25 protein-coding genes and 2 pseudogenes are annotated in these 23006 nt (G+C 41.6%); 1 reads left to right on the top strand and 26 read right to left on the bottom strand.

Going from position 1 to position 23006, the window contains the following annotated elements; all coding sequences use genetic code 11:
- Positions 1–11: 11 nt before the first annotated feature.
- The 13 genes from ACH8E3_RS00840 to ACH8E3_RS00900 form a co-directional block, all read right to left on the bottom strand.
- Entirely contained in the window at positions 12–839 is an 828-nt protein-coding gene (locus ACH8E3_RS00840) for a sporulation protein YpjB (protein ID WP_458630687.1), read from the bottom strand.
- Positions 840–888: 49 nt separating this feature from the next.
- On the bottom strand, positions 889–1521 hold the full coding sequence (locus ACH8E3_RS00845) for a DUF1405 domain-containing protein (RefSeq protein WP_458630688.1): 633 nt from the start codon (positions 1519–1521) through the stop codon (positions 889–891).
- Positions 1522–1603: 82 nt separating this feature from the next.
- The gene (locus tag ACH8E3_RS00850) at positions 1604–2473 is read right to left on the bottom strand and encodes a c-type cytochrome (protein ID WP_458630689.1); all 870 of its coding nucleotides are present in this window, start codon (positions 2471–2473) and stop codon (positions 1604–1606) included.
- An 18-nt stretch (positions 2474–2491) separates the two neighbouring features.
- Complete coding sequence (gene qcrB / locus ACH8E3_RS00855) at positions 2492–3163, bottom strand: menaquinol-cytochrome c reductase cytochrome b subunit (RefSeq protein WP_458630690.1); 672 nt, start codon at positions 3161–3163, stop codon at positions 2492–2494.
- A 16-nt stretch (positions 3164–3179) separates the two neighbouring features.
- Positions 3180–3725 carry a QcrA and Rieske domain-containing protein gene (locus tag ACH8E3_RS00860; protein ID WP_458630691.1) on the bottom strand — a complete coding sequence of 182 codons (546 nt, stop codon included), beginning with the start codon at positions 3723–3725 and terminating at the stop codon, positions 3180–3182.
- Between the two features lie 172 nt (positions 3726–3897).
- Positions 3898–4338 (bottom strand): DUF2487 family protein, encoded by a 441-nt coding sequence (locus ACH8E3_RS00865; protein WP_458630692.1) that lies wholly within the window; start codon positions 4336–4338, stop codon positions 3898–3900.
- A 76-nt stretch (positions 4339–4414) separates the two neighbouring features.
- On the bottom strand, positions 4415–4594 hold the full coding sequence (locus ACH8E3_RS00870; RefSeq protein ID WP_458630693.1) for an IDEAL domain-containing protein: 180 nt from the start codon (positions 4592–4594) through the stop codon (positions 4415–4417).
- 25 nt (positions 4595–4619) lie between these two features.
- A complete protein-coding gene (locus tag ACH8E3_RS00875) occupies positions 4620–5720 on the bottom strand; it encodes a hypothetical protein (protein WP_458630694.1) in 1101 nt (366 codons plus the stop codon).
- A gap of 100 nt (positions 5721–5820) precedes the next feature.
- Positions 5821–6420: a histidine phosphatase family protein gene (locus tag ACH8E3_RS00880; protein WP_458630695.1), complete on the bottom strand. Its 600-nt coding sequence runs from the start codon at positions 6418–6420 to the stop codon at positions 5821–5823.
- Positions 6421–6460: 40 nt separating this feature from the next.
- A complete protein-coding gene (locus tag ACH8E3_RS00885) occupies positions 6461–7051 on the bottom strand; it encodes an anti-sigma factor (RefSeq protein ID WP_458630696.1) in 591 nt (196 codons plus the stop codon).
- Positions 7048–7641, bottom strand: coding sequence for an RNA polymerase sigma factor (locus ACH8E3_RS00890; protein ID WP_458630697.1), 594 nt, complete (start codon positions 7639–7641; stop codon positions 7048–7050). The genes ACH8E3_RS00885 and ACH8E3_RS00890 overlap by 4 nt, the downstream gene beginning before the upstream one ends.
- Before the next feature lie 145 nt (positions 7642–7786).
- The gene (comJ, locus tag ACH8E3_RS00895) at positions 7787–8275 is read right to left on the bottom strand and encodes a competence protein ComJ (protein WP_458630698.1); all 489 of its coding nucleotides are present in this window, start codon (positions 8273–8275) and stop codon (positions 7787–7789) included.
- Between the two features lie 41 nt (positions 8276–8316).
- On the bottom strand, positions 8317–9558 hold the full coding sequence (locus ACH8E3_RS00900; RefSeq protein WP_458630699.1) for an MFS transporter: 1242 nt from the start codon (positions 9556–9558) through the stop codon (positions 8317–8319).
- A 117-nt stretch (positions 9559–9675) separates the two neighbouring features.
- Between ACH8E3_RS00900 and ACH8E3_RS00905 the strand changes: the two genes are divergently transcribed.
- Entirely contained in the window at positions 9676–10194 is a 519-nt protein-coding gene (locus ACH8E3_RS00905; RefSeq protein ID WP_458630700.1) for a MogA/MoaB family molybdenum cofactor biosynthesis protein, read from the top strand.
- Positions 10195–10220: 26 nt separating this feature from the next.
- Here ACH8E3_RS00905 and ACH8E3_RS00910 read toward each other — a convergent pair whose 3' ends face one another.
- The 13 genes and pseudogenes from ACH8E3_RS00910 to ACH8E3_RS00970 all read right to left on the bottom strand — a co-directional run bounded on the left by ACH8E3_RS00910 (position 10221) and on the right by ACH8E3_RS00970 (position 22898).
- A complete protein-coding gene (locus tag ACH8E3_RS00910; RefSeq protein ID WP_458630701.1) occupies positions 10221–10946 on the bottom strand; it encodes a YwiC-like family protein in 726 nt (241 codons plus the stop codon).
- Positions 10947–10988: 42 nt separating this feature from the next.
- Positions 10989–11654: a molybdate ABC transporter permease subunit gene (gene modB / locus ACH8E3_RS00915; RefSeq protein ID WP_458630702.1), complete on the bottom strand. Its 666-nt coding sequence runs from the start codon at positions 11652–11654 to the stop codon at positions 10989–10991.
- Positions 11651–12415 carry a molybdate ABC transporter substrate-binding protein gene (gene modA / locus ACH8E3_RS00920; protein WP_458630894.1) on the bottom strand — a complete coding sequence of 255 codons (765 nt, stop codon included), beginning with the start codon at positions 12413–12415 and terminating at the stop codon, positions 11651–11653. The genes modB and modA overlap by 4 nt, the downstream gene beginning before the upstream one ends.
- 54 nt (positions 12416–12469) lie before the next feature.
- Positions 12470–13477 carry a GTP 3',8-cyclase MoaA gene (gene moaA / locus ACH8E3_RS00925; RefSeq protein WP_458630703.1) on the bottom strand — a complete coding sequence of 336 codons (1008 nt, stop codon included), beginning with the start codon at positions 13475–13477 and terminating at the stop codon, positions 12470–12472.
- Between the two features lie 4 nt (positions 13478–13481).
- Positions 13482–13904, bottom strand: a pseudogene (locus tag ACH8E3_RS00930) (molybdenum cofactor biosynthesis protein MoaE); the annotation flags it as partial.
- 21 nt (positions 13905–13925) lie between these two features.
- Positions 13926–14405, bottom strand: a pseudogene (moaC, locus tag ACH8E3_RS00935) (cyclic pyranopterin monophosphate synthase MoaC); the annotation flags it as partial.
- 45 nt (positions 14406–14450) lie between these two features.
- Positions 14451–14681 (bottom strand): MoaD/ThiS family protein, encoded by a 231-nt coding sequence (locus ACH8E3_RS00940; protein ID WP_458630704.1) that lies wholly within the window; start codon positions 14679–14681, stop codon positions 14451–14453.
- Positions 14682–14702: 21 nt separating this feature from the next.
- Entirely contained in the window at positions 14703–15737 is a 1035-nt protein-coding gene (locus ACH8E3_RS00945; protein ID WP_458630705.1) for a ThiF family adenylyltransferase, read from the bottom strand.
- Positions 15738–15758: 21 nt separating this feature from the next.
- Positions 15759–16355 carry a molybdenum cofactor guanylyltransferase gene (gene mobA / locus ACH8E3_RS00950; RefSeq protein ID WP_458630706.1) on the bottom strand — a complete coding sequence of 199 codons (597 nt, stop codon included), beginning with the start codon at positions 16353–16355 and terminating at the stop codon, positions 15759–15761.
- Positions 16356–16370: 15 nt separating this feature from the next.
- Positions 16371–17051 (bottom strand): respiratory nitrate reductase subunit gamma, encoded by a 681-nt coding sequence (gene narI / locus ACH8E3_RS00955; protein ID WP_458630707.1) that lies wholly within the window; start codon positions 17049–17051, stop codon positions 16371–16373.
- Positions 17051–17752: a nitrate reductase molybdenum cofactor assembly chaperone gene (narJ, locus tag ACH8E3_RS00960; RefSeq protein ID WP_458630708.1), complete on the bottom strand. Its 702-nt coding sequence runs from the start codon at positions 17750–17752 to the stop codon at positions 17051–17053. The genes narI and narJ overlap by 1 nt, the downstream gene beginning before the upstream one ends.
- Positions 17753–17758: 6 nt before the next feature.
- Complete coding sequence (gene narH / locus ACH8E3_RS00965) at positions 17759–19228, bottom strand: nitrate reductase subunit beta (RefSeq protein ID WP_458630709.1); 1470 nt, start codon at positions 19226–19228, stop codon at positions 17759–17761.
- Positions 19218–22898, bottom strand: a complete 3681-nt coding sequence (locus ACH8E3_RS00970; protein WP_458630710.1) for a nitrate reductase subunit alpha — start codon at positions 22896–22898, stop codon at positions 19218–19220. Before ACH8E3_RS00970 ends, narH begins: the two co-directional genes overlap by 11 nt.
- Positions 22899–23006 lie beyond the last annotated feature (108 nt).

The raw sequence follows: 23006 nt of genomic DNA on the forward strand, positions 1-23006 counted from the left end.
CTATAAGAACATCATGATGGCCATAATTTCTGTGTAACTTGATATTTACGATAACCAACATAGACAAGTGCAGTTAATATGAATAATCCACCAATCCATATGCCATTCTGATAGGAATATAGTTCCGATTGTGTGGAAAAGGCAGGTTCATCTCTTTTCTTGCCAAACAATGTATTGAACAGTTCTTCACCTTGATGTATTGCATTTCGCGTAGCACCTACATCCAAAGTGGTTGCGTTAATTAACCCGCCTGCAAAGGATAACCATGAATCCAACATATTGACCTCATAGGGTTTCTTCTGAATAATAATAGCCGGACGAATCAATTCATAATGTCCTTGAAGGCTATCGTAGGCCTTTTTCAAAGCTTGTGTATCATTCTTATCTACCTGTTGTATCATCACACTTAGATCCTCACGTACAACCTTATAATATTGATGCCATAATGGTTGCACTCTATTACTCAAGCTATCTGCCGCCAATCTCAATTTGGCTGCGGCATTAATCCACTGTTGTGGCTGGATTGATGCCTGAGCGGTAGCAGCTTTCATCTCAACAATAGATTCTGCAAGAGCTTGGACACCTTCAACATCCGTTAGCCCTTCAAAAGACACTGAGGTGAAGATTTCTTCCACCTTTTGAATGCCAAGACGAACTTCTGTCAAGTTACCATCAACAACATCACGATATAACCTTTGTGCTACTTCGTTTAACTCGTTAGCATGAAGTGTTGGTTCTGACGATGTTGTGGCCCAAATCACTTGTGGACTACTCATAACAATACATATGAAACTAACCATCAACCATAATAACGGATGAGATTTATTGTTGCATAACATGGGACATCCCTCCTACCGTATATGTATGGTAGAAGGGATGTATATAGAACTATAATTGGCGCATTCTAGCATACTTTAATGTTACCCACGCTACTATAACACTAAATATTGTGAGAGCCATCGTGAAATACTCAACGTCCAATAAGTTATCCTGCAATACACTTGGTAGCCAAGGATATACCCCAAAGCCATAATCTATGAAATCATTCAATAACGTCCATAGAGCTGCACCGATTAACAATCCTTTACTAAATCGGAATAAGCGCACATATATTAAGGCTTCAATAACCATCGCTGTATGGGATACGACGAGCATCCAATCTTGCCAATGCAGCACATCCCCCTGATATTGACCTGCAAAGATCATGCTACTCGCCCACAAGCCGTATTTCACTGATGTGACTACAGCAAGTGATTCGATAATATGGCGAAGCGTTACCCCCCATCCAATACGAGGTGGCATCAACAGACATCCAATAGCAATGGTGAAGAACAAGCTTGCTGTTGGGCTATCTGGAACAAATACAATTAACCATAAAGCATGATGTTCAAGTGTATAATCCATTTGTGCACCATACCACATATAGCCATAAACCGTACCTACAAGGTTACATATAAATAAGAGCCACAAGAAATTACGTTTACTCAAAAAAGTCGTGCTCCAGAAATACGAAATGGACAACGTCGTTCCTCCTTATGTATTTACCATTCAAAAAAACCTGATCTTATAAAAGATTCAGGTTTTTTTCATTTCGTTCATAATACTATTCTGATTTTTGTTTCGCAAGCCATGCCGCTAGCTGATTAACATCTTGATCCGTTAATCCTGCCGCAATCGCACTATCATACATCGGAGACATACGACCTTGCCCATCTTTAATGATTGCTAGAATAGCTGCTTCGTCAAGCGTATCTCCTACTCCTCTTAAAGCAGGACCAGCAGCACCTTTTAGATCCGTAGCATGACAAGAGATACAACCTGCCTTCTTGAATAATTCCATGGCTGGATCATCTTTGTCTACAAGAGCAACCTCTTTGTTTACAATTGCATTGGAGGTAGGAAGACCCTGAGCCTTCTTCTCCCTCGCCTTTTCAACACGTTCAATATGCTCTGGAACCTGGTTCGTTGCTTCTAATTCATGCGTATAATGTGTCCATGCTGAATTCGTTAGGAACACGATTGCAGCAATGGACAGCAACATAAGCGAAGATGTAATCGGTCTGCGATAGAAACGACGTTCTTTACCTGTATCTAAGAATGGAGCCAATAACAACGCAGTGAAGGCTACACCTGTGACACCAATAACACCAAGAGCAATATAATCACCTGACGCATATGGTAGTTTCAGATATTCATATAAGAATAAGAAATACCAGTCAGGCATAGGGATAATCGTTGCACTTGGATTGGCCGGATAACCAAGCGGAGCTGGTTCTGCTATCGTTAACACTAAGAAACCTACAAGAACGACAACCCCAACCATCCATTCTTTTAACAAAAAGTTAGGAATGAAAGCTTCAGATTTACCTGGATAAGCCGTGTAGTCAGGCGGTACTACATATCCTTTACCCTTTTTTACACGCGAATCACCTACAAAAACTACCTTTTCTTTCGAATCTTTTCCGTGTGCCATACGAATACCTCCCTTCTATTATAGTGGACCGGAAATTCCCTGTCTGCGGATCATGATGAAATGTCCAACCAACAGAGTCAACAATACGGCCGGGAGGAAGAATACATGTAATGCGAAGAATCTAGTCAACGTCTCTGCACCAACAATCGTACCGCCTTGCATCAATTCTTTCAACACAGGACCGAGGTATGGAACAGAGTTCGCAATCTCCATCGTAACTCTCGTTGCGAAATAGGCTTTGTTATCCCAAGGTAATAGATACCCTGTAAGACCCAGACCTAACATTACGAAGAAAATAAGCATACCTACTACCCAGTTCATTTCACGTGGCGCTTTATAAGAACCCGTAAAGAATACACGCATGGTATGTAGAAACATCATTACAATGACTAAGCTAGCTCCCCAGTGATGCATCCCTCTTACAATTTGACCAAATGCAACCTGTGTCTGTAAATACTCAACACTGTTATAAGCGTTCATAATATCAGGAACATAATACATGGTCAGGAACATACCTGACAAAATTTGAATGACAGTAATGAAGAATGTCAATCCACCGAAACAATAAACAAATGCAGAGAAGTGATGTGCCGGGTTAACGTGTTCCGGTACTTCGTGATCTGCAACGTCTCTCCAGATCGGCGTGATATCAAGACGTTCGTCAATCCAATTATAGATATTCTTAAACATCCGAAATATTCGCCTCCTATTTGACTACCGTATTTGGTTCTGTACTTCCAAGTAAAATCCAACCATTCTCGATTTTGATCTTGTATGTATCGAGTGGCTTAGGTGATACTGCCAAAGTCTTGCCGACTTTCGTATAACGAGCTCCGTGGCAAGGGCAATGATACTCGTCTGGATATGATTTGTTATTATTCCATCCTACAACGCATCCCAAGTGTTTACAGATGGGAGACAATGCATAAACGTTACCAGATTCATCTTTGCGAATCCATGCAACTAAGTTCGCTGTACTTGGATACCAGCCGTCTTGTTGCTTGAGTTCAAACTTAAACTCTTGTGGCTCTTCCGTAATTTTGCTAAGTTCAGCGACCTTAACATAATCACCATCCGTCTTCTTCTTGAGAATAGGATCGACTGCAAATCGCACCATTGGTAGAATTGCACCTGCAGCCATATAAGCCGTAGCGCCTCCCAACGTATACGTTAGAAATTGTCGCCGGGACATTTCTTTGTTCGTATTCGGTAGGTATTTTACTTCATCATGATCATTTTGGTTGTTCTCCATGTCTTCAACCCCCTTTTCAAACCGTTCATTAAGTAATTCAATGATATTTATCACACCAATTACCAAGACAACTTAATAATATATGAGCCTCTGAATACCGTCAACAATTCCTTGTCATTTTTGTGTCCATAAAAAAATTTCACCTATGAAAAGTGTCGTAATTCTGTCACATTTATGAAAGGTCGTTCCTTTTCCATAACTTTTCTACTCTTTCTTGGATGATCGTTGATAGAGACAAGTTACTATCTACCAGCTCTTCTTGTAAATATGGTTGCGATAATATTAAGTCGGCATGAGTACATTGTGGTGTTTCTAGATATGTATCCGCTGTCATTACCATAACATATTTGAATCCACTTTTCTTCACTTTGTGACATATTTCATTTAAAAGTTCACAATGATCATGATGACCATAATGAAATGCGGGATATGTGACAATTCTGCCATTATAACGAGACTCCACTATATCCAATAAATCACGTAATCTTTCTAATGCAGTTGTTGCTTCGATAGGTGACTCCGATCCTTTTAGTCCAGTGAAAGGAATGAGGCATGTATCTAAGTAGGGTTGTAGCTCTAACCATGTGTCAGCTGAGATGTCAGTAAACTTCATCGCCATCATCCTTTCTAAGAGTTGCTTATAACCTTAAATTTAACCTAAAAAAGAAGAAATGCATAGATGCATTTCTTCAATTCAAATTTCTTAGTTGTTCAGTTAGTTCTGTAAAAGCTCTCTTATCTCTATTCACTAGAGCCTCATCTATCTTCTTATGCACCTCTTCGTTGCGGTACAACCGAACCGCTTCATCCATTACCATTTCAGCAGCTAACCCCAACATCACTTCATAAGTAACTTTCAACTTATCCAATGAAATGCACCTCCAACAATTACATCTATACCATCTGTTGACCCCATACTGTGATCTTAACTACCGTTTCTTCTTCATTCTTACCAATGCGTAATATGCCAAGATGCATCATCATTTGAATAACCCGTTCTTCCATAATCGAATGCGCGGTGTCGTAATAGTATGGCTTTATTAACCATCCTAGAGCCTCATGTAGCGTATTAAGTGTTACCCAATCTCTACAACATTGACCAATCCAATACAATAAGGATGGCAGGTTTGGAATAGCTGATTTATAGGTTTTTGACCAGAAACGTACGATTTGTTCCATTTCTTCACGTTTTCCTTGATTTAATCTTTCTATACCTAGATTCGTTAATGTTAGCTTATGATCTGTCTCATCTAAATATCCTTTATGGTAAGCATAATCATAGATTAGAGATAGTCTATTGGGATAGGCGTGGAAGCATCTTCCATAGCCAAACCGCCAGCCTCCCTTTATTAGGAGTGGTTCATGAATATGTAAACTATCCATGATCTGTTGTTGATTTCTTCGATACATCGTACCATTCTGATTCAATTCAATCTTCTGCTCATGAATGTAACGAAGTACGAAACCTAGATCTTCTAACATCAATCCTTGTTCTTCACGATATACGGAAGGTTCATTGGTATAGGTAATCATACTATTTAGGTAATCACCGAGTTCTGATCGAAATCTATCTTTTAAATCATGCGGGAACGAAAAGAGATACTTGGTATCGTGGGAACGTCCATTAAAGATCCAACCACTTTTCTTAAATCGAGCAATTGTTTCTCTTGGCGTAGTCTTCTTAATCTGCATATGTAATGAATCTGGTTCATTGACTTGAAAGTTGGTCTGACTGATAATAGCGATGAATTCCTCCACATTGAAGTAATGTCTATCATCGAACAGGATCGCATTAAGAAATCGCAGATCATCCGTCGAGAGACAACGAATCTGTTGACTTATAAATTCTTTACGGTTCAAAGTTACGAGTATACTTTGAATTAATTCATTCTTCGAGTTCGGTTTGCACTCACATTCATAATGACTTGCGATCGTTGTTAACTGAGTAATATCGGCAAATGTGAGCATATCAGCTAAATTCATCGTTCGATTCATGATTCATCGCTCCACCGTTTTAGTACCATTATGGCTAACTCTTTGAGAGTTGATACCTAAAGAACAAAAAAAATAGGATGCCTGTGTCAGATGATGACTTCTAGGACAACCTATTATTTGTTTTTTCTAACAGATGAAGACTACAATTATATACTAGAGGGCTCCATTTTTCTTCGTCTTTTTCTAGAATAGTTAAAGATAGGTTTCCAATTCGCTCCATATACATATCGTTATATAATGCAATATATAATTGAGCAAGAAAAGCACCATGGCTTATCACCAGAATATTTCTATTAGGGTATACATTCCACATTTCTTCCAAGAAGTCTAGACCACGTGTTTTGATATCTTCATTCTTTTCTTGACCAAGTTCTAGTTGATTCCAATCTTTACCCCATTTCAGTTCTCGTTCTTCAGCTGTTAGGCCTTCTACTTGACCGAAGGATCTCTCCAGCAAACGCTTATCCGGCTCTAACATTGGGATGGATAATATAGAGGAAATAATAGATCCCGTCTCCTCAGCACGTTGTAGACCACTGCTAATGATGGAATCCCAAGCATAGGGTTCTTGTAGCAACCGTTCACCTAGAATCGCAGCTTGTGCTCTTCCTTCATCATTTAAGGGAATATCGGTTTGACCTTGAATTTTGCCTAACATGTTCCAGTCCGTAATCCCATGACGAATCAATCCTATTCTCACCTTAATATCCTCCTATCCGATGATGACTATGAAATATATCTTAATGACGTATACGACTTAATCTTCTCAAAGAATACAATGCTAATGCAACACTAATAATAGATAGTATCATCCAATAAAATGGGTGTGTAGGTCCCATACTGACAACAAATGGTTCAATAATACCACTATTCAATGCAGGAATTATATATGTGTCCATACCCGGACTACCTGCAATTCCAGTGGGCAGAATTCCATGGGTTGGTATAGTCTCTATATTAGATTTAGACGGCTCAATCGTAATAAGTAATATGGAACTCACAAAGAATAAGATGAGACAACCCACGATCCATATAGCTAATCTGTTTCTAGCAAAACCTGATACGGCAAAAGGTTTGCTCTGATCCTGTATTAACCATGGTGATTCGTTGTATATCCGATCCATCACTTGTCTATTTACAGATTCTGATGCCATCTCTGTCCATTCATCACTTAATTCTTCTAGTAAGAACTGGCTTTCTTCCCAAAGCTCGAATTCGGATGAACACTCGCTGCAGGTAGCTATATGTTGTTCTAACATAAGCCTCTTCGGATCATCCGTGGGAAGATCCCACATCATACCGAATATGTCCTGAGCCTCAGAGCATTTCATCTTCTAGTCATCCCTTCGTTGTCATGATTAATGTCATTATAGTAATAAGGCTCAAGTTGAATCTTGACACTAGAACGTGCACGAAATAATAGCGATTTCACAGAACTCACGCTTTGTCCTAGAATATCAGCTATCTCTTGATAATCCAATTGATCATATTCTCTTAGAATTAATGCTGAACGTTGTTTCTCTGGTAATTTATTGATAGCGGATCTTACCATATTTACTTTCTCATTACGAAGGATAGCTTGTTCAGGGGCTACGTCGGATGGAGCTACAGGAACAAATCCACTCTCATCAAGAGGTATGTTAACATTTCGATGTTTACGCAACTCACTTAATACGGTATTTCGTGCAATCGTATATAACCACGTAGAGAATGAAGCTTCCACTTCCCTGAACGTATCTAGGCTACGGTACGCTTTGTAAAAGGTTTCTGAACAAAGATCCTCGGCCATCAGCTCTAAATTGGAACTCTTAAGCATATGAAAGACAAAAGTTAATATTTTACGCTGATAACGACGCATTAATACAGAGAATAATTCGATATTTCCTTCTTTAATCTCTCGAATCATCTGTGAATCCTGCATTATGTTTAAAACCTCCCCATCAGACAACTACTAATTTGAATAACTATGTATCGACATTTTCCGAGACCATCTAACAAGACTTTTAAGCATTATATCATAAACAACATCTATAGTCAGGTAGATTGATAGATTGCTATATGACGGATTATATTTCGACATACCCATCTTGTAATATCTGCTCCGCAACTCCACCCCATTCATCATCTAGACATATTCTTGCTTGTATTGGTACGTCAGTTGGAACAAAGGTGAATTTGTAGTAGATATTCTCATCCTCACAAACTTCATAATACAAATCATATATTCCCTTCTGTTCAAGAGGCAATTGAATGGGTAATGCTGTTCCGACAGACAACACCTTTAACTCACTATGATCGATCACTTCAAACGGAACAACGAAACATCTTTGCGTATGTGCATCTACTCCAAATGACTCCTTTAAGGTTAACCAAATATCTATGTTCTGGCTACCTTCAAATATTGGATCAAACGTAACGCACCCTGGATGGATAATAACCCCTTGTTCAATATTCCCATTTCCCCATTGACATGCAGCTTCATCAAACACCCTAGAACGAACCTGAATCTGATGATGCGAAATTTGTAACTGTACCTTCTGTGTTTCTTCGATCATCTCAAACCTCCTGACCTATATGTATGCACGTCAAATCAAAGTTATATTAGCATGTTTCGTGTTTTCAGATACTTATATAATACAATCCCTGCGAGAGAACATATAACGGCACACAATCCAATAAATCCATAACCTGCCTGCAATCCACGTAATAAACCTATCTCCGAGTTGACCGCATAAGCATTCTTCACTACATTGATAATCGCTCCTATCAGATAATTACCGATCACACTACCGATACCCATCATGGTCACTGTAAAACTAATTGCAGTATCACTCCCTGTTGGGTACCTCTTAGCAATGAAGGCCATCACCGTTGGATAAATCGGTGCAATACCAATCCCGGCTATAGCAAAGAAAATTGCAGCCTGTTCACCTGCTAGAATAGCGATAAACGTACAAATACCACTAAACGCGGATAGTATGATGATCGAAAGGTTAAACCCTATTTTATCGATGACAGGTCCCAAAAAAAGCCTCGCTCCCGAAAAGAAAAGAAAAAATGACGATAACATGCCTGCTGCGGCTGTTGTATTCCAATCGTAAGACTTCTCCAAAAAATTAACAAGCCAACCGCCCACGGCTAACTCAGAGATTACGCCAAAAGAAAGAATGGCAACTAATAACCATAATGCGGGGTCTCTTATTAATTGCTTCAATGGAATTCGATCGTTCTCTGATAGATCATCCCCTGGGAACTGACCCATAAAAGCTGGTATCATAGGTATAACAGATAAACTTAGCATGATAAGGTACATTCCTCGCCAATCCAATGGTTGATTAAATACCGTTAACGTCATTAATCCAGATGCGATCAAAGGTGCGACCGTCGAACTAAGTCCATAGAAAAAATGTGATAAATTCATCATCGTCCCCGTATTTTTCACGAAGATTCTAGCTCCAAGTATGGCTAACGCGATCTCAAGCATTCCATTACCAATGTACATCAAAAAATAGGATGCTGAGAAAAATGTGTATGTATGTGATATAAAGATAAGGATTCCGGAAATAACCATAGTCCCGAATGCAATCATACTCGCCCACTTGATTCCTATCTTCCTAGTTAACAATGCTGTGAACGAACAGGCAATAAGATAACCTAAGGCGTTCAATGATAACAGTGTTCCTAGCTGGATTTCGTCTATGTTGAAACTCAACTGTATTTTGGGAATAGCAGGTCCCTTAATATTCTCCGAGATACCAAAAATAATGAACCCTATAAATATAGTAGCTAATTGTAAGGAGTAATTCTTATTGAATTTCTTCTTGTTGTGAATATTCATGTATGATCTCCTGCCTTAAAGTTGTTAAAAGAACACTAGAACAATTAACGTAAAGTTTGTATAGTTCTATATAGAGGTTGCTATTTACAATTCGGGTATACAGAAAGGTTGATCTCCATGTTAACTTCCGTTGAAATCCATCGTAACGAATCCCCCACGCAAGTCCGTTGTATGATCATTACCGTCTCAGATACGAGAACATCCGAAACGGATGTGAGTGGTACATTATTAAGAACGCTTATGGAAGCATCTGATTATGACATCACAGACTATCAAATTGTACATGATTCCTATGAACATATTCAAATAATGATCCATAACGGATTAAATAACCCTAATGTAGAGGCTATTCTTCTTCATGGAGGTACTGGCATTGCACTTCGCGATACGACTTATGAAGCTGTTCGAGATCTACTGGATAAAGAGATGCATGGATTCGGTGAATTGTTTCGTTATTTGAGTTACACCGAGGATATTGGAAGCTCTGCTATCCTAAGTCGAGCCATTGCAGGGATAGCCAGCAATAAGGCAATCTTCTCCATGCCAGGATCCTCGGGAGCCGTTAAGCTTGCGGCAACGAAGATCATCATCCCCGAACTTAGACACGTCATGCGTGAGATCTATAAAGATCTTTAAATGTACAATTCAAAAAGTGATTGCCATCAAATGACAATCACTGCAACGATCAAGAAGAATAGGACACTCACAATCTCAATGATTCCCACTTTCATAGGACGCATTTGTTTGCCACCGTACACAAATGAACGAACTAGTGCACAGGCATAAGAGAGCATCATCCAAGGCATACCTACCAACCAAGGTGCAATCATTAAGATCACATGGTAGATGTGATTTGCTGCCAGCCACCGTGCGTTACCCCGTTCACGAAATACAGATTTCACGAAGAAGACGGTGCCTGTGAAATATAAGAAGTTAAATAGAATAACCATGATCATCCGGTAATCCCATGTCCCATCCCCCACCAAGTAGGCCGCAGCTCCCCCTAGTGAAAAGATCAGAATAGCAGATAGATCATTGACGATTTGTCTCTCCGACCTCTGCTTAGCGTGCCAAATATTAACGACTAGTAGGCTGAGAAATGGAATTGAAAAGTAGAATAGCACGGGATACTTATATAATGGAAGTATCACACACAGGAGTGCAATAACCCCATATATGATTCCCCATTGGATAAAACGTCCCCGATTTGATCTTTTCTTGACCGCTTGCAATAACGGGTATGAGGCCAAATATAAGAACAACCAAGCTAAAAATAAAAGTAGATGCAACCATTGTGGATTACTAGCCATCATACCAATAATGAATGGCACACTTACCATTGCCCATCCACCATGTTCATGAGGAATGATAAACCCTTTCTTCGCCAAACCGTCACTCCGTTCCCTGTTATTAATACTATAGATATAATCTTAATCGGTATTTTTCCTACCTGTCAAAAGTAATAGTAGGAAAGACAATAATACCATTGAACCAGCCCAAGCGTAAGCCATGGTATGATTTCCACTATCTACAGCGACATAAATGGCGGTGGGAACGGTCTGCGTCTTCCCCGGAATATTCCCAGCAATCATTAATGTAGCGCCAAACTCACCAAGTCCACGTGCAAAACTTAATATATACGAAGTGATGATCGATTGGCATGCTAGAGGCAAACATATATAACAAAAAACCTGCCATTCGCTAGCACCAGCTGAACGACCTGCGTCTTTCAAATCTTTATCTATGGAACTGAATCCAAGTCTCATCGTTTGATAGACAAGTGGAAATGCAACCACAATGGAAGCAATGACCGCTGCCCACCACGAAAAAATAATGGGCGCAGAAAATATCCATTCGGCAAATCGTCCGAGAAAGCTCCTTCTTCCCAATGTAATAAGTAACAATAGACCCACAACCGTTGGCGGTAATACCAACGGCAACATAAAAGCGGTCTCTAGTAACATTTTTCCTTTGAACTTCACTTTCGACATCCACCATGCCAGAGCAATACCTGCAATGGTTGCTACGATACTCGATATGAAAGCCACTTGTATGGAAAGCCGAATCGGATCCCAATACACCTGCCAATTCATCATGGTTTCACTGATTCAGAAGTTGCAAACCCATATTTCTTAAATACATTCAATGCTTCATCTGATTGCAAGTAGGTTAATAAATCTGTCGCTTCCTTCGGATGTTTCGTAGCTTTCACGATTCCAAATGGGTAATAAGCTGTTGTATATGTGGTGGGATCTACCACATAAGCTATTTTCATTTTAGATGAAGACAATGCATCCGTTTTGTACACAAAACCGATATCCGCATTACCTGTTTCTACGTAATTAAGCACTTGGCGAACATCTTTTGCTTGGACTAGTCTGGGTTGTAACTGATCCCATAGTTGATCATTCGTTAATGCTTCTTTCGCATAGTTGCCCGCGGGGACGCTCTCAGGTATCCCAATCGCTATCTTCTGTACACCATCATTCATTAGATCTATAGACGATTCGATCTTTAACGGACTATCTTCAGGCACAATGACTACCATTTCATTCGTTAGCACATTAAACTGTTGGTCCTCGGCAATCCATTGTCCCTCTACGAGTTCGTTCATGACTTTCTTCGCAGCGGATAGGAATAAATCCACAGGAGCACCTTGTTCAATTTGTTGTTTCAAAGCACCCGAAGCACCAAAATTAAAGTTAAGTTTCACATGGCTATGCTCTGATTCATAGGCAGTTTGAATTTCGGTCAATGCATTCGTTAAACTTGCAGCTGCTGAAATCGTAAGTTCAACTTCCTTTGAAGTTGAAAATGATGAATTACAACCTAACATAGATACGGATAATACCAACATGAGTATAATAAGCAATGCATTTTTCATTGTAACCTTCATCCTTACAACCCCCTTTTATCCACCAATTTGTGACATTCTGCGAGCAGTAGGCGCATGTGTAATCTGCTCTCCCGATAATTGTTTGAACATTTCATGACTCTCAGGTTTGGTACCTAATGCTTCCATAAATAATTGACGAACGGCATCATCATCTCCGATGACCCGACGAACTTGAAATTGTTCAGACCACGCTAGGCACGGCTTAATATAACCATCTGCTGTAAGTCGAAGTCGATTACAAGTTGCACAGAAGTGATTGCTTATGGGATGAATAAGACCGAAGCTACCCACCGCCCCATTCAATTGATAATTATCCGATGGACCATTTCCCTGGAGGGTGGATGCGGATTGATACACCCAATTATGCTGAGTACATACATCGAAGACCTGCTGTAATGGTTGATAGAGGTTCTTCCACTCTGCATCATGATGACCAATGGGCATATATTCAATAAAGCGTACACTGATATCACGTCCAAAGGTTAAGGCCAAGAAATCTGCAATCTCATCATCATTGATACCTTTCATCAGAACCACATTCAACTTAATCGGAGAAAGTCCAACACGTATACACTCATCAATGCTTTTCAGCACTTTATTAATATCGCCACCACGCGTAATGGACTTGAATCGATCGGGGCGTAATGAATCCAGACTGATGTTCACACGTGTCAAACCCGCTTCTTTCAAACGCGCTGCCTTCGAAGCTAGAAAGATACCATTTGTCGTTAAAGCGATATCTTCAATCCCTGGAATACGTGCTAGCTTCTCGACTAGGACATCTAACTCTTTACGAACTAATGGTTCACCGCCCGTTAAACGTAGCTTACGCACACCCATACCAGCCAACACTCTGACCACATCTGTAATTTCCTCATAACTCAGCACTTTATCTGAAGGTTCAAATTCCATCCCTTCTTCGGGCATACAATAGATGCAACGCAAGTTACAACGATCTGTGACAGATATACGTAAGTAATCATGTTTACGACCGAATGGATCCGTTAATGTTTGAACCGCCATGTGCTCACTCCCCTTTCGCGTAGGAATGGTTACCTAATTGATCCCCGATCCACACGGAGCCATCTTCCCATTGTTCTTTTTTCCAGATAGGGACAATTTGTTTGATTCGTTCAATGATGTATTCATTCGCCTCATAAGCTGCCTTACGGTGAGGTGAGGAGACTGCAATCGCAACGGCGATATCTGAAATCTGCAGGTGACCAATTCGATGCGTAATCGCTGCCTCGATATCAGGCCATTTATCCCGTACTTCCTGACTAATAAGTTCTAGTTGAGATATAGCCATCGGTGTATAGGCTTCATAATCTAAATACAGCGTCCTTCTACCGTGTGTGATCTCGCGAACGGTGCCTAAGAATAATGTGATCGCCCCCGCTGCTCGTCGTTTCACTTTACTTGTAACCTCATCTGGAATGATAGGTTGATCCGTTACAACATATAAACTAGCTTCTTGGCGAGCGTAAGTACCACTTTTCCCGCCACTTTTATGTTCCAGATACGTAGGACCCAGAATCATATCCTTATCCACGGCTTTGCACATATCATAGATCGTTAATCCAACGATTTGAGCAGCAGTAAGTGCCTCCATCTCTACCCCAGTAACCCCGGTTGTTTTGGCAATAACGCGGATGGACAACGTTCCCCCATCCACTTCTTCGAAGGTAATGTCAACTCCTGTTAAAGGTAGTGGATGACACATGGGAATCATATCCGCTGTTTTTTTGGCAGCCATAATCCCTGCTACCTGAGCCACGGATAGAACATCCCCTTTACCCATTGAGCCTTCCCTAATTTTATCTAACGTCTGCGGTCGCATCGTTATCTGACTCCTAGCAATAGCCACCCTTTGGGTCACTTTCTTGTCACTAACATCGACCATATGCGCCCTAGCTTGATCATTAAAATGCGTAAGGTCTGAAGAACTCATTGCGCATCCCCCTTTTTTCACAAAACTCGTTGTTGACTGTGCTCGTTAACCACCACTTACTGGTGGAATAAAAGCAATAATATCATCTGGATGTAAAGGATAGTCTTGACCAACGAATTGTTCATTTACTGCTATCATCGATTGACCAATCGTTAAGTTCGGATATCTTCGTTGAAATTCCACCAACATGTCGGCCACCGTCATCGATTCTAGATCAAGCGATATACTTTCGGACCCGTGTTCTTCTCTTAAATGTGCAAATAACAATACCTTCATGACGCCACCTCCGTTACATTCTCAACTTAGGTATCGATAGTACAATTCTTTAGCCACCGATGGATCAGATGTGCCATGAATTAAAGCTCTGCCATCCTTAAAGATAACCATTCGATAACCTTCTTCATGTATTTGAACTAAATGCGGATTATAGGTCACCTGATCACTACGTTTCTGTGCCGTGTTGATCAATTGTTCCATATTCAATGGAGATACACGTGAAGGTCGTACCCACACTGTAGTTCTACCGCATAACACCTCTGTTCTCATCACATCATCTTCTTGTAGGTAAGGATATGTTCGTTGCGGACCACAAGTTAAACAATCCTCTCGGGCTAGACTTGTGCTAACTTTGATAGATTGGGATAGATTGGACCATAGATCAAATACGTGATATTGATTGGACATGCTTGCTTCGTTACCCGTCAGCCATTTCAATGCTTCCGCGGATTGCATCGATACAACCATTTGAACTGCAGGTGCAATAATTCCACCTACCTCACAATTTGCTGCTGCGATGGGCATGCTAGATAATAGACAATGTAAACATGGCGTGGATTGATGGGGTACGAAAGCACACATCACACCATAACTTCCAGAACACGCACCGTAAATCCAGGGGATGTTATAACGATAGCTAATATCATTTATCATGTAACGAATGGAGAAGTTATCTGTAGCATCAATTAGCAAGTCCACCTTCGAATGCTCAACGAATCCGATTAAATCAGCTGCTGTACAATCCAGCACATGTGCTTGAATATCAATGGTGGAATTAATCGCTTGTAATCGCTGAGATGCGGCCACCGCTTTTGGCAATTGCTCCTTGACATCCTGTTCGCAATATAACGATTGTCTTTGTAAATTGCTCCATTCCACATAATCACGATCGATAATCGTTAATTTACCAACACCTGCACGTGCTAGTATTTCTGCATTCCCTGAACCGAGTGCACCAGCCCCCACTATCACTACATGTTTATTCCTTAATTCGTTTTGCCCCGAGGAACCGATTGCGAAGAAGTTTTGTTGTCTACTATATCTCTCATCATGCATAACAGCATCCTCCTCGATCAATCATTCACTCAGTAATCTCAAATATTGTTCAGGTGTATCGATATCCAATGTGAATTCAAGTGGTATGCCTTGTGCACACCATTCCGATTCTTCAATCGCTAACCACTCGATCAAATTCAATAGCGCAGATAGTCGATATTGTTTAGATTCGATCAGACGGATGATCGGATGTATTAACACATCGGTTCGATAGACCCCATGCAGCATTTGATGTATACCACCAATAAAAGGAATGGCAGCCGCATAATGACTCTTACGCAGTCGGCTTACCATCCATTGTGCTGCTTCAGATGATAATATGGGGCAATCGCATCCCATTACCCAAGCAAACTCTGTCTGTATTCTTAGACAAGCTGCATGAATACCCGTTAATGGTCCGCAGCTAGCATATACATCAGGTAAATACACAATGTCGCCAAGTGATAGTTGCGTATATATCGTGGGATCAGGTGTAACTACGATTATCTCTTGGCAAATGCTTCTCATGATTCGTACTTGCCGCTCAATCAGTCGCTCTCCCTTATAGGGTAATAATGCCTTATTGTAACCATGCATCCGTGAATTGCGACCGCTCGCCAATATGACACCCGTTATCAAGAGAACACCACCTTTTTATTTCCGCTTACGGTACACTACATAACTTCTTCTCAAGTATTGAATAGGCATACTCAACATATGCACGAGTCTAGTGAATGGAAATACTGCGAACAAAGCTAGACCCAACATGACATGTATTTTGAAAATAAGGGGTACATCGCTCATTAAGTTGCCATCCGGTGTAAAGGTCAACACGCCACGAATCCAAGGTGATATCGTCTCACGATAATCAAAATCCGTATGACTAGTTGCATTAAATAATGTCGCACCCATACCAACAACGATGATAACCGTTAAGAGAATGATAGATAACATATCTCCGAAGCTACTTGTCTTACGTACTCTTGGATTAGATAAACGACGATACAAAAGGATGAGACAACCCGCTAACGTGAGTACACCAGCAAACCCGCCCACATATATCGCCATCAAATGGTACAGATGATCACTGATTCCAATCGCTATAAGCCAAGCTTTCGGAATGAGAAGTCCACCAATATGCCCGAATAATACAAGCATAATTCCGACGTGAAATAGAATACTTCCGGAACGCAGTAGCTTTTTCTCCAGAATTTCACTGGATTTGGCCGTCCATCCGAATTGATCAGTCTGATAGCGGTAATATAGCCCTATCAAGAATATGACAACAATCAAGTATGGATATATAACCCATATGAATTGACTACCCGATGACATTACAGTTTCCCCCGATCCACTCGATTCACTTCTTGATTCGCATGAGGTGAACCCCCGCCATAACCTGCCGCAGCCCACATTGGACCACAACCTGCTGCAGCTCCAGCTTCATTCCCGACATAAGCGGTTGAAGCATCGAATTCGAATGAGCCTTCTTTCACAGCAGATTGATCTAGCAATGTCAAAATGCAGGTAAGTGCATGTCGATATGGACTATCCTCCGCTACAAGAGCAGCCTGTACGGTTTCTAACGCTTTACGGAAAGAGATAAGTAGTGAAATCCCTTTATCCCCCTCCGCGACAGCTACGTACTCAAGTACAAGTGGTAAATAGTCTGGTAGCTCCTCACTCGTTAGAAGCATGTCTTCCTCTTCATAGACTTGTTTCAATTTGAGCAATGCCGGCCCCCGCTCGCGTTCTTCGCCTAGCTGACCGTAAGTTAAATATAGATTAGATTTCTTACTGAAATCGAAAGTCCTTACGTAATTCTGAGTTATCGTCTGGGAATCCATACCAACGAATTCAGTAATACAATCATTTGCTAAATTCCGGATGATCTCAATGTTAGCTGCATCATCTTCCTCAAGCAGATGACACCAATCCACGAACATTTCATCTGCTGATTCCTGCCATGCAATATCCGGATACTGCAACAGAAATGACATCATCATCCAACTTGAACGCAGTGTCACATCCTTCATTTGTCATCATCCTCCGCAAGGGCCTGGTCCGCCCATCATATTAGTAAATCCACATGCCCCTTGCTCTGAATAGAGGTCCGAGATCTCTTCGCGATGTGCAGATGGAATAACAAATCGATCTTCATATTTAGCAATCGCTAGTAGACGATACATCTCTTGTACTTCCTTCTCCGTTAGACCGAACTTCTCTAACATCTCCAGATTAGGTTCCTTCTTCAAATTGCGGGAACGCATATACGTTCTCATGATAGCCATCTTCTTCAATACGTTCTTGATAATCTCGGTATCACCCGCAGTTAACAGGTTCGCTAAATATTCAACTGGAATTCGCATATCATCAATCGCTGGGAATATATCATCTTCTGTTGCAAGTGAACCCTTACCTTCCACCATATTCGTAATTGGACTAAGCGGTGGAACGTACCACACCATAGGCATTGTTCGATATTCAGGGTGAAGAGGGAGTGCAATCTTCCACTCTACCGCCATCTTATAGATAGGTGAGTTCTGTGCAGCTTCCACCCAATCATGAGGTATCCCTGCTTCACGTGCCGCTGTAATTACCTCTGGGTCAAATGGATCTAAGAAAATATCTAGCTGTGCTTCATAAAGTTTCTTCTCATCTTCAACTGACGCAGCCGCTTCAACCCGGTCCGCATCATAGAACATGACGCCTAGATAACGAATACGCCCTACACAAGTCTCGGAACATACCGTCGGAAGACCTTGTTCAATTCGAGGGAAACAAAGCGTACATTTCTCAGCTTTATTAGTCTCCCAGTTGAAATATACTTTCTTATATGGGCAACTACTTACGCAGAATCTCCAAGAGCGACAAGCATCCTGGTCCACCAAGACGATTCCATCTTCTTCACGCTTATACATTGCACCAGAAGGACAGCTCGAGACGCAAGATGGGTTGATACAGTGTTCACATATTCTTGGAAGGTACATCATGAATACTTGTTCGAACTCCATGCGAACCGATTCTTGAAGCCCGGCCATATTGGGATCTCGAAGACCCGTAACGTGAACACCTGCGAGATCATCTTCCCAGTTCGGTCCCCACTTGATTTCCATGTGCTCGCCTGTTATCTGAGATTTAGGACGGGCGACCGGTTGGTGCTTACGCTCTTTCGTTTGATTCAATTTCTCATATTCATAATCCCAAGGTTCGTAATAATCATCGATCGTAGGTTGATCTGGATTGTGAAAGATATTAATCAATCTTTTGGCTCGACTGCCTGAGCGAAGCTCCAATTTACCATTCTTGAGCACCCAACCGCCTTTGTATTTGTCTTGATTCTCCCATTCTATCGGGTATCCAATACCAGGCTTTGTCTCCACGTTATTGAACCACATGTATTCTGCACCCTTGCGGTTCGTCCACGTATTCTTACAAGTAACGGAGCATGTATGGCACCCGATACATTTGTCTAAGTTCATGACCATTCCAATCTGTGCTTTAATCCTCAAGCCAATTCACCTCCGCAAGTTTACGTATCACAACATTCAGATCACGTTGGTTACCCGTTGGGCCGTAATAATTAAATCCATAGCTTAGTTGCGCATATCCACCAATCATATGTGTTGGCTTGACATGAATTCTTGTAGGGCTGTTATGTGTACCCCCTCGTGTTGATGTCACATCTGTCGCGGGTACGTTAATGGTTCGATCTTGAGCATGGTACATGAAACACATACCACGCGGCATCCGATGTGTAACAACCGCACGAGCAACGACTGCACCATTCTGGTTGAAGCATTCAATCCAATCATTATCTAGAATATCGGTGTCTGCCGCATCATCTTTGTTCATCCATATGGTTGGTCCCCCACGGAATAACGTCAGCATCGGTAACGAATCATAGTACATACTATGAATGGACCACTTACTATGTGGAGTCATGAAATTCAATACAATTTCCTTGCCTTTCACGATCGGTCTGTCTTTTACCGTATGGAAAGGTGCATGCTTCAGTGTTGGCTTGAAGATAGCCATGTTCTCACCAAACTCTGTTAACAACTCATGATCAAGGAAGAAGTGTTGGCGACCGGTCAACGTCCGATAAGGTATCATTCGCTCTACATTTGTTGTAAATGGTGAATATCTTCTACCATGCTGTTCTGAGCCACTAAATGCAGGTGAAGTGATTACCGTCTTCGGTTGAGCCGTAATCTGTGCGAAGGTAAATCGTTCATCTTCTCGATCTTCCGCTAAATCCTTTAATTTAAGAGCTGTCTTTTTCTCCAAAGACTCCCAAGCCTTAACGGCCATTTTTCCATTACTTGTTGAAGATAAGGTCATAATCGCTTCTGCCATATGGAGGTCAGTCACCAATTTCGGACATCCTTCACTTACCCCAACCTCATCCACAACTCCGTTAATACTCTTTAACAATTCATATTCATTCTCGGCCGACCAATTCATGCCCTTAATCCCATAAGGCTTATCCTTCACCTGTCGACCAAGTGAGATCATCTTCTTATACACTTGTGCATAATCCCGTTCTACGACAATAAACTTAGGCATCGTTTTACCTGGAATCGCTTCAATCTCATCCTTACTCCAATCGTGAATTTTACCGTAAGGCTGTGCAAGTTCATCTGGCGTATCATGTAATAACGGTACGGAAACGAGATCTTGTTGCGGCCCATCGAATTGGCCTTCTGCCATTTCAGAGAAGCTCTTGGCGATTGCCTTAAACGTTTCCCAATCCGAACGAGATTCCCACAATGGTGGAACCGCAGGGTTGAAAGGATGTATGAATGGATGCATATCTGTTGAAGATAGGTCGCTCTTCTCATACCATGTCGCAGCAGGTAGAACAATATCAGAATAGACAGCCGTACCAGACATTCGGAAATCGATATTCACCATCAAATCGAGCTTACCTTCTGCCGCCTGCTCTCTCCACGTGATTTCTTCGGGACGGATCGTATGGGTATCTTCATTCAACAGACCATTATGTGCGCCTAAAAGATACTTCAAGAAATACTCATGGCCTTTACCTGAACTTGAGATCAGGTTAGCCCGCCATACGAACATCACCTTCGGATGATTCACTGGCGCATCTGGATCTTCCATCGCAAATCTCATCTTACGATCCTTCAATTGCGTAGCCACATATTGCGAGATTTCTTCTGGCGATGTTGCACCCGCGGCGTTGGCTTTGCTCACTAAATCGAGTGAGTTCTCATCAAACTGAGGATAAGAAGGTAACCAACCTAATCTCGATGCGAGCACATTGTAATCAGCGTAATGTGAATATCGTGCTTTATCGACGAGCGCGGAGGTATGACCTTCCACTGGATTAGATTCAAAACGCCATTGATTCGTTGCAAAATAGAAGAAAGACGTTCCATTCATTTGACGTGCTGGCATCGTCCAGTCTCTCGCAAAGGCAACGGTAGCCCAACCTTCTGCTGGACGTAACTTCTCTTGCCCAACATAGTGAGCCCAGCCCCCGCCATTCACACCTTGACAACCGGTCATAAGAACCAAGTTCAGAATGCTTCGATAGATCGTATCCGAGTTGTACCAGTGGTTAATTCCTGCACCGACAATAATCATGGAACGACCTTCACTCTCAATCGCATTCGTCGCAAATTCACGGGCAATCTGAATGATTGACTCCTTATCCACACCAGTAATGGCTTCCTGCCATGCAGGTGTGTATGCTGTTTCTGCATCGTCATAACTACCATCGCCAGAAGCGTCTACACCATATTGCGCTAACATGAGATCAAATACAGATGTCACTCTGATCGTTGAACCATCAGCAACTGTAACTTCTTTGAATGGAATGCTCCGCGATATAATCGTTTTGCCTTCATCATCGAAGTAAGGAAGGCTGATATCTACTTTTCCGTTCGCTGATTGACCTAATCCCAATTGAGGACTGATGTCTTCACCTGTGATCGTATCCACTGGATTAAGGTTCCATTTCCCATCTTCACCCCAACGAGATCCAATCGATCCGTTTGGTATATGCAGTTGACCTGTGTTTTCATCGATCAATACGGTTTTCCATTCTGCATTATTGGTCGCTATCCCTAAATCCTTAGCAGTTAAGAAACGTTCGGCGGTCATAACGCCCTCTTGTTCTTGCAATATAAGAAGGAACGGAAAGTCTGTGTATTTCTTCGAGTAATTTTCGAAATAGGCTGTGCGTTGTAATACATAGAATTCTTTCAAAATAACGTGACCCATCGCCATAGCTATAGCACCGTCTGTACCTTGCTTCGCTTGAAGCCATTTATCTGCAAATTTAACGAATTCAGCATAATCCGGACTGATGGATACTACCTTCGTTCCACGATACCTTGCCTCTGTCATGAAATGGGCATCTGGCGTTCTTGTCATGGGAAGATTAGATCCCCATACAAGTAGATAACTAGAGTTGTACCAATCGCTACTCTCAGGTACGTCCGTTTGGTCGCCCCAGATTTGTGGAGAAGCTGGCGGTAGATCCGCATACCAATCGTAGAAACTAAGCAATGGCGACCCTAGCAAAGAAAGAAAACGAGAACCCGCTGCATAACTGATCATGGACATCGCGGGGATAGGTGAGAAACCAAAGATACGGTCCGGACCATCCTGTTTGATCGTGTATAGCAAAGACGCAGAAATAATTTCCGTTACCTCTTCCCAACTTGCACGTACCATTCCGCCTTTGCCTCGAGCCGATTTATAAGTTAACTTTTTATCTTCATCTTGAACAATAGAAGCCCATGCCTTGACCGGATCATTCGTTAGTTGACGAGCTTCCCGCCACATATTTAACAACTTTCCTCGAATATATGGATATTTCACACGCAGTGGACTATAAAGATACCAAGAAAAACTTGCACCACGTGGACATCCTCGAGGTTCAAATTCAGGCATATCCGGTCCCGTAGTTGGATAATCTGTCTGTTGAGATTCCCATGTGACAATCCCATTCTTAACGAAGATCTTCCAACTACAAGAGCCCGTACAGTTAACACCATGCGTTGAACGAACAACCTTGTCATGCGACCAACGGTTACGGTACATATCTTCCCAGGACCGATCATCCGTCGTTACTTCACTCCATCCTTCCGCATTTTTTTCTCGTTTGCGAAAGAATGTAAGCTTTTGCAGTAGAGGGTTTTGCTTCTTCATTCATTCATCTCCTTACGCCTTATTCTACTTATTATTGTAGACCTTAATGCCGGCATAATAGAGGGGGGAAAACCCCCATTCCTCGAAGGGTATTCCCTAGTTTTTGAA

It is taken from the genome of Paenibacillus sp. CMAA1364, assembly GCF_054373195.1.

Coding starts and splice junctions, on each gene's coding strand:
- qcrB (WP_458630690.1), bottom strand. CDS start 3,163: ATGTTTAAGAATATCTATAATTGGATTGACGAACGTCTTGATATCACG.
- ACH8E3_RS00945 (WP_458630705.1), bottom strand. CDS start 15,737: ATGCATGATGAGAGATATAGTAGACAACAAAACTTCTTCGCAATCGGT.
- ACH8E3_RS00840 (WP_458630687.1), bottom strand. CDS start 839: ATGTTATGCAACAATAAATCTCATCCGTTATTATGGTTGATGGTTAGT.
- ACH8E3_RS00940 (WP_458630704.1), bottom strand. CDS start 14,681: ATGAAGGTATTGTTATTTGCACATTTAAGAGAAGAACACGGGTCCGAA.
- ACH8E3_RS00970 (WP_458630710.1), bottom strand. CDS start 22,898: ATGAAGAAGCAAAACCCTCTACTGCAAAAGCTTACATTCTTTCGCAAA.
- modA (WP_458630894.1), bottom strand. CDS start 12,415: ATGTTGGTATTATCCGTATCTATGTTAGGTTGTAATTCATCATTTTCA.
- narI (WP_458630707.1), bottom strand. CDS start 17,051: ATGTCATCGGGTAGTCAATTCATATGGGTTATATATCCATACTTGATT.
- moaA (WP_458630703.1), bottom strand. CDS start 13,477: ATGGCGGTTCAAACATTAACGGATCCATTCGGTCGTAAACATGATTAC.
- ACH8E3_RS00860 (WP_458630691.1), bottom strand. CDS start 3,725: ATGGAGAACAACCAAAATGATCATGATGAAGTAAAATACCTACCGAAT.
- ACH8E3_RS00850 (WP_458630689.1), bottom strand. CDS start 2,473: ATGGCACACGGAAAAGATTCGAAAGAAAAGGTAGTTTTTGTAGGTGAT.
- ACH8E3_RS00885 (WP_458630696.1), bottom strand. CDS start 7,051: ATGAAATGCTCTGAGGCTCAGGACATATTCGGTATGATGTGGGATCTT.
- narJ (WP_458630708.1), bottom strand. CDS start 17,752: ATGAAGGATGTGACACTGCGTTCAAGTTGGATGATGATGTCATTTCTG.
- comJ (WP_458630698.1), bottom strand. CDS start 8,275: ATGATCGAAGAAACACAGAAGGTACAGTTACAAATTTCGCATCATCAG.
- ACH8E3_RS00900 (WP_458630699.1), bottom strand. CDS start 9,558: ATGAATATTCACAACAAGAAGAAATTCAATAAGAATTACTCCTTACAA.
- ACH8E3_RS00890 (WP_458630697.1), bottom strand. CDS start 7,641: ATGCAGGATTCACAGATGATTCGAGAGATTAAAGAAGGAAATATCGAA.
- ACH8E3_RS00905 (WP_458630700.1), top strand. CDS start 9,676: ATGTTAACTTCCGTTGAAATCCATCGTAACGAATCCCCCACGCAAGTC.
- ACH8E3_RS00875 (WP_458630694.1), bottom strand. CDS start 5,720: ATGAATCGAACGATGAATTTAGCTGATATGCTCACATTTGCCGATATT.
- modB (WP_458630702.1), bottom strand. CDS start 11,654: ATGATGAATTGGCAGGTGTATTGGGATCCGATTCGGCTTTCCATACAA.
- ACH8E3_RS00865 (WP_458630692.1), bottom strand. CDS start 4,338: ATGAAGTTTACTGACATCTCAGCTGACACATGGTTAGAGCTACAACCC.